General features: G+C 32.1%; 7 protein-coding genes and 1 other RNA gene. 2 read left to right on the plus strand and 6 right to left on the minus strand.

All coding sequences use genetic code 11. From position 1 onward, the window contains the following. Nucleotides 1-157 precede the first annotated feature (157 nt). From AC38BG_RS05655 to AC38BG_RS05675, 5 genes are all read right to left on the minus strand, one after another. Nucleotides 158-6,211: a YSIRK-type signal peptide-containing protein gene (locus AC38BG_RS05655; RefSeq protein WP_489936892.1), complete on the minus strand. Its 6,054-nt coding sequence runs from the start codon at nt 6,209-6,211 to the stop codon at nt 158-160. 225 nt (nt 6,212-6,436) lie between these two features. Then, entirely contained in the window at nt 6,437-7,564 is a 1,128-nt protein-coding gene (locus tag AC38BG_RS05660) for a THUMP domain-containing class I SAM-dependent RNA methyltransferase (RefSeq protein ID WP_489936893.1), read from the minus strand. A 58-nt stretch (nt 7,565-7,622) separates the two neighbouring features. Then, nucleotides 7,623-7,983: RNase P RNA component class B (gene rnpB, locus AC38BG_RS05665), an RNA gene on the minus strand. 25 nt (nt 7,984-8,008) lie between these two features. Continuing rightward, a complete protein-coding gene (locus tag AC38BG_RS05670; RefSeq protein WP_489936894.1) occupies nt 8,009-8,491 on the minus strand; it encodes a DivIVA domain-containing protein in 483 nt (160 codons plus the stop codon). A 98-nt stretch (nt 8,492-8,589) separates the two neighbouring features. Beyond that, on the minus strand, nt 8,590-9,159 hold the full coding sequence (locus tag AC38BG_RS05675) for an SLOG family protein (protein ID WP_489936895.1): 570 nt from the start codon (nt 9,157-9,159) through the stop codon (nt 8,590-8,592). 73 nt (nt 9,160-9,232) lie between these two features. Between AC38BG_RS05675 and recU the strand changes: the two genes are divergently transcribed. After that, nucleotides 9,233-9,862, plus strand: a complete 630-nt coding sequence (gene recU, locus AC38BG_RS05680) for a Holliday junction resolvase RecU (protein ID WP_489936896.1) — start codon at nt 9,233-9,235, stop codon at nt 9,860-9,862. Beyond that, a complete protein-coding gene (locus AC38BG_RS05685) occupies nt 9,849-12,152 on the plus strand; it encodes a PBP1A family penicillin-binding protein (protein WP_489936897.1) in 2,304 nt (767 codons plus the stop codon). Before recU ends, AC38BG_RS05685 begins: the two co-directional genes overlap by 14 nt. Nucleotides 12,153-12,248: 96 nt before the next feature. Here the strand turns inward: AC38BG_RS05685 and AC38BG_RS05690 are convergent, their stop codons facing one another. Next, complete coding sequence (locus AC38BG_RS05690) at nt 12,249-13,169, minus strand: M48 family metallopeptidase (RefSeq protein WP_489936898.1); 921 nt, start codon at nt 13,167-13,169, stop codon at nt 12,249-12,251. Nucleotides 13,170-13,243: the final 74 nt, after the last annotated feature.

The following is a 13,243-nucleotide window of genomic DNA, read 5'->3' on the forward strand; positions in this document are numbered from 1 at the left end:
TATAGTACAAAAATTTTAAAAGAAATTAAAATTTTAAAGCTTTTCATCTTCTTAAAAATATTTTTTTGCTACTTCATGTACCTTAATATTATTGTCACAAAAAAGCTCTGAAGCTATCAAATTCTTCAGAACTTTTTGTATCTTTATAGTCAAACTTTTAGTTATTATCTTTATGTTTTCGATCAACAAATAGACTAAACAATGATACACCACTTGCTAACAACATTCCGACCAAAACTAATTTATTGGATCTTTCACCAGTCTTAGGTAAAATCTTTTCAGTATATGCTGAAGTTATTTTTGTATTATTGTTGTTGTTCTTAAATTTACTATTAGTTTCCTCATTATGTTTTTGAGCTTTAATAAAGATAACTTTATTAGAGTTGTGAATTTTGCGGTGTTTTTGAGGAATTAATGGGGGGTTAGATGGCGTTTCATTTATAGGAGTCTTTGGATTTTCCTTTGGTGGCTCTGGTGTTTTTATTGGTTCGTGTGGATTTTCTACTGGAGGAGTATATTCACCACCATTGCAAATTTTAGTCAAGTAAACATAAATATTTGTACTTACTTCAGAGATAGTTCCGCTAATTGCACCTGCTGGAATATCTTTAGTTGCCAATTTATATCCATGACTGCTATAATCCCAAAGTTTATTAGTGTATGGATCACCATAGTTCTTATCTTTAATATCTTGTTCAGTATCAGCTATTTCCGTTCCATCCGTTGATTGGAAATTACCATCTTTATCTGGCTGCTTTCCACTTACATCAATGTAGTGAATATGAACACTACCTTTTTTATGAGTTACATAGATAGTTAATAATTTAGGCTTTTCTTTGTCTGGATCAGTGAACGTTAAAGCATTATCAAGTGAATCTGATTTCTTTAATTTAGTATCTGTAGGGTTAGGATCCACAATATCATAATTTTTAAAAACATCATCTGTTCCTTTGAGTAAGTTCTGATATTTCTCACCAATAGTTATTGATCCATCTTTAGTTGATGCAATATTATCACCAGTTGCACCTATCCCTAATGGAGTTGGTTTAACCAATGTTTTTTCTACATTGCCATGTTCATCTTCAACTATGACTCGGTAATTAATAGTTTGGGCACGCTTCAAATAAACATAATAGTTTTGAACTATTGAAGACATGTAACCTCCCATTATCTCAGGACCGGGTTGATTATAATTGAAAGTACCATTTGCATCATCTGATGCATAAGGATCAAAGATTTGTTTGCCTAATGTTTGTTTATCACGTTGAACAACAATGTATTTATTATCTAGTAACTTTAATATTTGTTCATCTTCTTTAGTATTGCCGTAACTTTCTCCACCATCAGTAATTGGAATCGTTATAGTAGCTTGAGGTTGGTCATAAGTCTTCAATGGTTTGGTGGTTAATGTATGATCAGAATTAAGCAAAAATTCTGGTATATTTTGTCCATTGCTTAATGAATAATATGCTGAATACTTATAATCTTTATTCAAGGTGAGGTTATAACTATCAGCTATCTTTTTATAGTCAGTATCTGTTAAAGGTGGAATATTATCAACATCAACATAATGGATTCTAATTGAACTACTTTGATCAACTAATGGTAGTGGAGCATAGTGAATGGTAATAATTTGAGGAGCAGGATCTGTTTTGGCATCCCCGTAAGCCGTATCATCAAACACCCATCTTTTATCATCAGGTATTGGGGCAATATGTCTTCCAGAATCATCTAGTTCAAGATTAGACAATCCATCTATACTTATTTCATAATTTGGATTCTTATTGGTATCTTTAATTTGAATTAATTCATACATTCCAGAAGTTGTTAAAGTATTCAATAATTTCAACATTGAATCTGTTCCTGTATCACTATAAAGTCCATTCTTTTTAAAATTATCTATATTAAGATTATTAGTAATAGCAAATACATGAGTTTTACCAGTATTGTCTTTTACTTGATATGTTGCTTTTTGAATATAATATCCTGCACGTTTATACAAACTAAGGGCGCTTAACTCATAAGGCATATTTGGATCATATGGCCAATTAAAACAAGAAAATGCTGGAAATTCATAGCTATTATTTATCAAGCTATCACCTGATTTACCTGTAAGTTTAAAGTGATTACCAGTGTTTTCTGATTGGTTAATAGAGTCTGGTAAGGCATATGGTTTAGTTAAATCATTATTTTTATAAGGATCATCGTCACTCAGAATATATAAATTTTGATCACTGTCTTCAAGTGGAGTATAAACCACAAAGAAATTCTGCGTATACCCTGCAATACCCAGATAATTAGAATCTGAAGCATCTACTTTTTTATCATATTGTGGGTGAGCTAATAATGCTTGTTGCAGACTATCATATTTTTCAAGTGAACTATTTTGTAAAATCTCAGACGCTAATATGTAATGAAAAATATTATTACCCTCTGTATCATTATGAGGATAATAAGTTCCAGTTACACCAGAATCAGCTAAAGATTTATCTTGTGCATAAAAGACCTTATAGGTATAGCCTGTTTTTACTAAATCAGCATCACTTTTAGCGAAACTAATCTGTTCATTTACAGAACCATCTTGGTTGATACTGCTGGATGAACCTAAAAGCTGATTATCTTGTCCTAAATTTTGGCCAACAGAAATTAAGTTTGCTTCACTTGGAATGTAGTAAACAGTTACATCTTGATTGAATTCAGTTGTATTAACCTTTGGAGTCAATTTGGTATTAGGAGTTATTTTATTAGCTATATCAATATCGTAACATATACCTTTAGAATCAACATTGTTTGAAACATAATCATTAATTAACCCACTTGGAATTGAAGGAATTTTTCCATTATTGAGCTCAGATACTTGTATATATCCATCAATTGTTGGGAAATTTGTATACTCATCTAAAGTTTGACTCTTTAATGCATCATCAATATTAGTCACATCTGCGGCCCCAGTTAATGGATTGCGTTTACCTTTAATTGTCACTTTAGGAGTATCTTGTTCTACATCATGTGCTATTTCTTTTTTATTTTCTATATTAACGAAATGAATAACTCGGTTAATAACAACATTTTGTCCTTCAAAGTCTTCTTTTTTGACTAAATTAAATACTACTGTATCACCATCAAAGTAATACTGAACTGTTTTACCAAATTCTGCCAGTAAGTTATTTGGATCAGAGCTATCAGAATTTTCAATATGTGCCCCATTTTCGATTCGTAAGACATAATCAGATGGAATTGCATCAATTATGGCTTTTGAAATTTTGCTATAATCATGATTTTTAACTGCTTTATCATAATCACTGTTTTTATTCGCCTTTATGAAGTCACTTAATTGCATAGTATCAATTCCATCTTGATAAATATGACTCAGTGCGGGAATTGAAATATCAGGTTGACTGTTATCTTCAAAATGGAGTTTAAAGTTAACAGTTGCTTTACCTGTGATCTTAATAGAAGCAGAATTTTTATCTGCTGGATTTATAATAAAAGGCTTCAAAGTATCAGTCCAAAAAATTGATGAAGTATAAGCTATTTTATTAATGTCTTGTATAATATTTGGATCTTGGCCTTTAAATACAATACTATAAATTGATGATTGTGGAATTTTATTAATCTTAGTTAATACGCTCTTAACCTTTGACCAATCTTTAACTTGATCTGCACTAACAAAGTGTGACATCAGATTAGGATCATGCGAAGCATTTGCTAAATCAATTTTATCCATTGAATAATATTGTGTTATTCCGCTAGTAATAACACTATTAGTTGAATTATTTATCACACTGACAGAATTTTTATCTTTTAAATAAATATTATATTTAGATTTACCATCATCTATACTTGGCACATTAGTTATAACATCTGCGTTATTTAAAATTTTATCTTGGGAGTTGACAATAACAGTTGAAAATTCCATGTCTTTAGAACCATGACTGTCAGAGCTTGCTGAAGTAGTTAATGAAGCATTATTATTTCCTTGTGCTTGACTCGTCGAATATGATCCTAAACTAGCTAATATTTCCCATGTACCTTTATACAATTGATAAGCATTATTTGAATTTTCAACATAAATTTTATCAGCAGTAGAAACTTGACTTTGCTTTCCAGTAGATAATTCTTGTTCATCGGGCAATACTACATAAACGCTATAATCAGAATCATTAATAAGTTGATCTATAATATTTAGATTATCTAATTGAATATTCCAATGAGTATTTGGTTTTTCATATTCTACTCCAGCTGGAAAATATCCAGCAATTTTCAAAACACTTCGATTATTTATAGATAATTCAGATACTTTAGCATTACCAGGTAATCCTGTAATTCCTGTATTTAAATCTACTGTAGCATAAGTTGGTAATACTACATAATAAGTTAATTGTGTAGGGTTATCAATTAAATCATAGTTTATAACTTGAATATTTCCAGCATTTTTTTTGCCAGGATCTTTAGAAAGTTGAGTTGAAGAAGCATTAAAGCTATTTTTATGAACAACTTCATCTTTTGATTTACCTACGATTGTTTGTAAGCATGAAGCATTAGCAGTTCCTATTAAATTATCTGCCTTGATAGTTAAAGTAGTTAGTAAAGTATCACCCACTTTAACTTCTGAACCATCAGAGTATTTCTTTGCTAAAACACCAACTAAGTGAAATAAATTAATACTTTCATATGCCGGAAAATCTGGGAAAGTTAATTCTATGGTTTTTATTGAATGACCAGAAGGAACAAAGGTATCTGTTGTAATACTTCCATCATCTAATGTAAATTGACATGTATACTTTGGCATATTACGTGCGTTGAAATTAACGATATGCATACCATCAGGCACATTTATTGTAACAACCATATTTTTGATATCATATTCAAAATTACTAGCAATATTAATATCATTAAGCGAATGATAAGTTGTATTATCTATGTTAGTTATAGGTTTATTATCATTTTTATCATATTCATCAGGGTAAACCGTGGCATCTAGAACATTAGCAATATTATTATTTAATCCATCATTTTTACCTAATATGGTTACATATACTGGACTTATTTGTAGTGATTTTTGACTAGTATCGCCAGTATCTTCTATGAACATTGGTTGTTGAGAATTTCCCAGATATGTCTTTTTATCAGGTACATCCATACTAAAGGATCCTATCAATTTAAAAGTAAGTATTGATTGATTGATCAATTTGTCAATTTCACTATCCGTTAATTGTGGAAATGTTACATCGATCATTCCATATTGTTGTGTAATTGTTGCATGATAGTGATTGATTAAATCTGCATTTCTACTTTTGGTGGCAGCTTCATCCATAATAAAGTATTTAGGCATAGGAATAGTTACAGCTGTACTATGATTAAAATTAGGAATTGGATTTATCTCTACATCCCATTCATAATCAGTATTTGCTTGAATAGTCACATTTTTCACCTGATTACCTTCCATTGTGTAAATGGAACTTTCATATCGATCGCCATTATTCCACTGAAATGTAGGATTAACATTGACAACTTGTTTAAAGGGAAGTGTTTGAATGAGTTCATCGTTTTTATAAAGTGATACTACACGGTTGAAAATACCAGTAGAATGCAATGTTTGATTAAAATTGGTTCCAACACTCAATATAATTGGTTGTGTAAAAGTACTATCTTTATAAAAAGTATCAGTAATAATCAATTCATGCTTTTCAGGATCTTCATAACTTGATACCTTAGCGTAATCACCTGTAATTTGTCCAGGTTCTACATTATAAGTATTAGAAGCATCTAATTTATCATCTTTTTCTGGAATAATGATTTTATACACATCTCCAGCCTTTGCTTCATTAGTTTTAAAAATAAAAGTAATTTTATTATTTGCATTAGCTGTATCACCAGACACAACTTGAGTTTTATCTTCAGTAAATGTAGTTTCATTTACTTTTGGCACTTGTGCATTAGTAACTTGAGGCTTTACATCAAGTTTATTATTTTGCAGTACTTCTTGAGTTTTATTATCAGTTAGTTGTGAATTTTCATTTATATTAGTAGCAAGAGTTGTTTGTTTATTTACATTAGTTGTATTTGCAGCTTGATCTGCATGTGCAACAGCAGTATTACCATTCAAATAAAACACTGTACCTATTAAGACTGAAGCAGCACCAATAGACAGTTTTCGAATACTGAATCTTAGCTTTCCATCTGTAATATTATATTTTTTACTTTTCATTATTCTTTTCTCCCATAAATATAAATTTAAATTTATTCCATACACTTTAATAATATTACTTGTTATTATTATTTCAACTAATATTTCGAATATGTCGTTATAATATTAAATAAAATTTTGATTATCTAATTATTAAGGTTATTTATATTTTATTGATGTTAAACTAAGCTATTTATTTTCTTATAAAAAAAGACTTGAAACACAAAGTCTCAAGTCTTGTAAAAACTATTTTCTATTTGCCCAATATTGATAAAAGTCCACTCGTAAATTACCATTGTACAGTTTACGTTTTTTAGTTGCACGTTTGCCAAAATATTTTTCAAAATCACGATCAGCAGTTAAATAATATTGGCTAAAACTATCATAGAGTCTAAATACTTCCCCCATCTGTTTATATAATTTTTCTGCAGAAATTTTATCTTTTAATCTTACTCCATATGGAGGGTTAGCAATAATGATTCCATTTTCAAAGTCTGTCTTAAAGTCCTTTACAGCAACTTGTTTGAACTTAATATCAGTTAACACTCCCGCATTATTGGCATTTAATTTAGCAATTTCTAAGATAGATTGATCAATATCACTTGCTAAGATTGGAGATTCTAAAGGTCTTACTTCAGCTTTTGCCTCTTCTAATAATCCTTCATGCAATGTTTTATCGAACCAATCAAAGTTATCAAAAGCAAATTTTCTCCAAGTTCCAGGAGCAATATTTTTAGCAATTAATGCAGCTTCAATTGCCAAAGTTCCAGATCCAGTCATTGGGTCAATTAAGGGATGTGTACCATCATAAGGAGTTAATTTTAATAAACTAGCTGCGAAGTTCTCTTTTAATGGAGCCCCCCCATGTTCTACACGATATCCACGTTTGAATAAACTATCACCTGTGGTGTCTAATGATATTCTAGCTAAATCTTTATAAATATGAATACCTAATGGATATAAACTACCAGATTCTGGCAAAAATCCACGTCTTTTATATCCATCAATCATTTTGTTAACAATTGCTTTTTTGGTAATTGACTGAATATCTGGCTCCGAATGTAATTTTGATCTTACTGCACGACCTTTTACTGGAAACTTTGCATCTACTGGCAATAACTTAATCCAATCATAGTCATAGATTTCATCATATAACTGATCAAAACTAGTTGCTTTAAATTCCTTCAATAAAATCTTGAATCTGTCAGCGGTACGACTCCACAAATTTACCTTTACAATATCTTCTTGAGTGCCCTCAAAAAAGACTCGTCCATTTTCAGTTCTAGTCTCATATCCTAAACTCTGCAATTCTTTTGCAACAACACTTTCAAAACCAGCACCCATTGTCGCAAATATTGTATATTTTTCGCTCATATTTATTACCTCATAAAAAAAGGCTGAACTACAAAAGTTCAGCCCGTCCAATGTGAATTTCTATAAGCCACGTTTTGTTCAGACAAGCTTGACACACTTATCATCAGTGATCATCTATCTTCATTTAAAATGACCTCATCTTTAGTTCATTTTCTTAGATGAGACGCCCCTACCAAAAGTTTGGGTTGCCCGCTCGCAGGGTTTACCTCGTTCCACCAACTTAGTTTCCTAAATTGCTACGTCACTGTGGCACTTTCAAGGATAGTCACGCATGTTCAAAGAATTTAGCGCTTTTTCCGCCGTTGTACTTAAATACTCTCCAGCTTATTGAGCTGAATACGATCACTACAGGCACTCTCAGCCCGTGCGGGCGTGGACTTTCCTCAGCTAGCATAAGCTAACCGCGATCACTCAAAATTCACAATATATTATTATAATAAAAAATTATCTATTTTGGAAGCCAAACACACGTTGTTCCAAATTATATACCTTACGCTCTAAAGTTGAAACTCGTTGAATTAATTCCATGTTAGTGCTTAATTCATGATCTGCTTTATTTTGAATCGCATTATTTGGTACTTGATTTGCTTGTTGTCTAGCATCATGCAAACTACTAGGTTGATTATAATGTGGAACATAGCGTTTAACATCATCTTGTTGAGTAGCTGGTGTTATTGGCTCTTGACTATGTTGTACAGCTTGAGGGGGAGTATTTGGAGAAACTTTTTTTTGTTCCATGATTACATGTTGTAATTTTCCAATTTTTCCATATAGATCTTCAATTATTTGATTATAAACATTATAGTCAGAGATAATTTTGTCTAAATAAGCATCTACTTCTTCAGTATCATAGCCCTTCATTTTAGTTCTGAATTGTTTTTTTAAAATATCTTGAGATGAAAGTTTAATGTCGTTTAGATCTGCCATTTTAATAGCTCCTTTGTCTCCCTCATTTTAGCAAAAAGTAATACATCTTAAAAGTTATTATTTCACCACTGTGATATATATTTACCAAAAATTAATTATCAGTACTTATTATGCTTTTCTCTCATCAATTCTTGATATTCATCTGCATATTCTTGTAAATCATAGAAATCAATTAAATCAACAGGATAATCATGAGTATCTTGATAATTTTGCATTAATTCATAATCATATTTTGGCTTCCCTGGATGTTCTGGATCATAAATCATAATTGCTCGATCTGTATGTTGCACCATAAAATTTTGATAATTGCGCAATTGCACAGGATCTTTATATGGAGTGTTAGAAGTCGAAGCAAAAAAATCAACCTTAGTCGTCAAATCTGTAAATACTGCTTGATTATGTGCATTCCAGCGCCCAGCAAAATTTTCATATGGAGTCATAATACTAACATGAATTGCATCTTTTTGTTTCATTCCAAGCCCCACTTGTGCACTCCACTGTTCGACTCCTAAATTAGCTCCAGTTATGATCCAATCAAGCTGATCATCTTCATATAAGCTATGTAATCGAGATTTTAACGCAAATTTAATAACTGCAATTTTAGGGTCTTTATCACCGAAAACATTCAATTCATATGATCGATAACCACTAACCCATACACGTTGCATATCAATTCTCCTTCTTGATCAGTATTCAAGACTTAAGTTTATTGCTATAATATGCTAACAGGAAGTGAGGCTAATGGTCAAATATCCAAGTGGGAATTTGGCAAACTTTCGTAATACTCAAGTTAAGCAAAATTCCAAGCATCGTTTGGAAAAAAGCATTAATTTTTCCGATCGTGGAATGACGCTTGAACAAGAAATAAATGAATCAAATGCGTATTATCTAGAAAACGAAATTGCTGTCGTGCACAAAAAGCCAACCCCAATACAAATCGTTAAAGTAGATTATCCAAAGCGCTCCAAAGCTGTAATTCGAGAGGCTTATTTTAGACAAGCTTCGACTACAGACTATAATGGGGTTTATAATGGATATTATCTAGATTTTGAAGCAAAGGAAACTCGCAATAAAACATCATTTCCATTAAAAAACTTTCATGAGCATCAAATACTTCACTTGCAAAGATGTTTAAATCAGAATGGAATATGTTTTGTAATCATTCGGTTTGCTAGTTTGCAACAATATTTTGTCATGCCAGCTAGTGTCATTATTAGTGCTTGGAAACAAGCTGACAAAAGATCACTAACTCTTGACGAAATAAAACAATTCTCTATTGAAATTAAAAGCAGCTATCGACCAACACTACCTTATTTAACGGCAGTGGATCATTTTATTGCAGATAGGAAAGAACTTAATGGCAACAAATAATAATTCAGATAGAAATTCTCGCATGTCTATGCATAAAAATAAGGATAACCCTCCCGCCAGAACTTGGCTAAAAGTCTTAAAATGGACTTTTTTAGGACTTTTAATTGTTGTAGTATCTGGAATTGGATTATTTGCATATTATGCAAAAAGTGCGCCAAGTATAAGCATAGAACAGCTGCAAAGTGGTGGAACTTCTGGTTTGTATACTACTAGTGGTAAATTTTTAATGAATTTAGGCTCTGAAAAAAGAACTTATGTAAAAAATGCAGATATTCCTGACCAATTAAAAAATGCAATTGTATCAGTTGAGGATAAAAGATTTTATAGTGAAAAACTCGGCATTGACCCTGTTAGAATTGTTGGTTCAATGCTGTCTAATGCTCAAAGTAATTCTATTTCTGCAGGTGGTTCAACAATTACCCAGCAATTAGTTAAATTGACGGTCTTTTCAACTGCTGCTAGCCAACGTACATTAAAGCGTAAAGCCCAAGAAGCTTGGCTTGCAATGAAGGTGCAACATGATTATTCTAAAGACCAAATTCTAGAATTTTATATCAATAAAGTTTATATGAATTATGGTAACTATGGTATGGGGACTGCAGCGCGTTTTTATTATGGTAAGAAGTTAAATGAACTTGATTTAGCGCAAACCGCTTTAATTGCAGGGATGCCTAATGCTCCTGTAACTTTCAATCCATATCTTAATCCTGATAAGGCAAAATATCGTCGCAACATTGTGTTACAAGCAATGTATGAAAATAAAAAGATTACTAAAGGCCAAATGCAACAAGCAATGGCAGAGCCAATCACACAAGGGTTAGTCCCAATGAAGCCAACTGCTGAATCACGAATTCGTAAAATCAATGACCCATATTTAAAAGAAGTTATTAATGAGGTTCGTGAAAAAGGCTTTGATCCATATAATGATAACTTGAAGATCACTGTTAATATCAACCAAGCTGCACAAACTAAACTATATGACCTAGTAAATAACGGTAATATTCCATTTAGCAGCGATAAAATGCAAGTTGGAGCAACTGTAGTTGACCCAGCTAATGGTCATGTCATCGCAATTATTGGTGGTCGTCATTTACCTGATGTGCAATTAGGGTTAGATCGTGCAGTACAAACTTCTAGATCTACTGGATCTAGTGTTAAGCCAGTTTTAGATTATGCTCCTGCAATTGAATTTCTGGATTGGTCAACAGCTCATATCTTAGATGACTCAAAATATGTCTACCCTGGCACTCATGTCCAATTATATGATTGGGATGATAAATATATGGGTAATATGTCTATGAGATATGCTCTAGAGCAATCACGTAATGTTCCTGCAGTTAAGACATTAAGTCAAGTCGGACTCAGTCGTGCATCAAAATTTGCTGGTCAAATGGGAATAAGTGTTCCAATTAAATCAGGTGCTGGGTTATCAGTCGCAATTGGCGCTAACGCATCTTCTCTTCAAATGGCTGGTGCATTTGGCGCATTTGCTACAGAGGGTGTTTACCATAAGCCACAATTTGTTTCAAAAATTGAAACTCCAGATGGATTAGTAAGAAACTATGATGATCCTGGGGTTCGAGTAATGAAAAAATCAACTGCATATATGATCACAGACATGCTGAAAGGCGTCTTAACTAAAGGTTCAGGTACTCAAGCAAAAATTCCTGGTCTATATGAAGCTGGTAAAACTGGTACTGTTAAATATTCTGACCAAGATTTGTCAAAATATCCTAGTTATGAAGGTACTCCTAAAGATGCTTGGTTTGTTGGATATACTAAGAGTTATTCTATGGGAGTCTGGACTGGGTATGATAATCTGAAAGATGGAACAATTTCAGGTGATGGACAGTATGCTTCACAAATTTTGTATAAAGAAATGATGTCATACTTAATGCAGGACAAAGAAAATTCCAATTGGGAGAAGCCTAGCTCTGTTGTTCGAGTAAAGTCTGAATTATACGTAAAAGGACATGCACCAGCTGGAGCAGTTGATGATTATGATTCTGCAGATGAACAAAGTGACACTAACACTTACAATAATTCTAATTCTGATAACTTTAACACATCAGAAGATACTGGTACTTCTACAACTAACTCAGATAATTCTTCAACAACTAGTTCAAATAATAATTCCACTAATACTAAAACTGAAGAAAATAATAAGCAGAGTAATACAACCCCACCTACTGAAAATAAAAACCAAGGTGGCACTGGTAATGGGCAATCAACTCCGCCTAGTGCTCCACCAGCAGGTAATAATCAAAATAATGCTAATACGGGACATTAAGAAAAGCGCAGCTAAATTAGTTGCGCTTTTTTCATTGCTTTTATTTTATTATTGCGTTTTCAATCAAGGTTATTAATATCCACCACCTCATAATGCTTATTTTACAATTTTATAGCTATTTTCTAACCTCTTAATTCTTTTATCTAAACTTGGGTGATCAGAAAATAAGTTTTTAATCCAACTTTTGGTAGCTGGCAAATTGAAATATAAAGTATTTAACATTAAATTAGAATTTGACGGCTGAATTTGATTTGCTGAATCTTCTAGCACCTTTAATTTAGTTAATGCTGAAATCAAACCGCTTGGATCTCGTGTTAAATCAACAGATCCAACATCAGCTAGATATTCACGTTGTCTAGATACTAATAAAAACAATAGTTTAGCAATAGGAATACCTACTAATGAGACTGCACCACCTACTGCAATTATCATCACCCCTAGAATCTTAAATAATATTGTAATTAAGTTAACTTTGCCACTAACAACTATTGTCCAGCCTACTATAACTAATCCTAAACCTGTATAATCAATCAAACCAACTATCCCACTGGCAATTACGGTAATACGAGTATCATAATTTCTTATATGAGATAATTCATGCCCAACAACACCTGTAATTTCATGGATATCCATAAGTTCAAGTAATCCTTGCGTCAGTGCCAAACTTGCATGCTCAGGATCGCGTCCTGTCGCAAATGCATTAGGACTTGGATCAGGAACTATATATAATTCGGGCATTGGCAAATTTGCAGCAATACATAACTCTTCGACTATTTCAAAGATTTGAGGATATTTATCTTTAGTAATATGTCGTGCATTAACTACTTTCATCAAATGCCTTGTAGCATTGAAATATACGCGAAACATATAGATCATACCAACTATGAAAAATATTAAGCCTACTATTGCAGAAAAAATTGCTCCAATAAAACAACTAATCACTAATATTAAAACTGCAAATCCAAACATTAATATCCATGTATTGCGCTTATTTTGCGCTATCTGCTTGTATAACATTTTTGCTCCTTCAGTTTTTGCTTCCAACATTCATTATAGAGGATTTGTTTACTTATTGGATATGAATATTTTGT

It is taken from the genome of Lactobacillus sp. M44 (genome assembly GCF_058130005.1).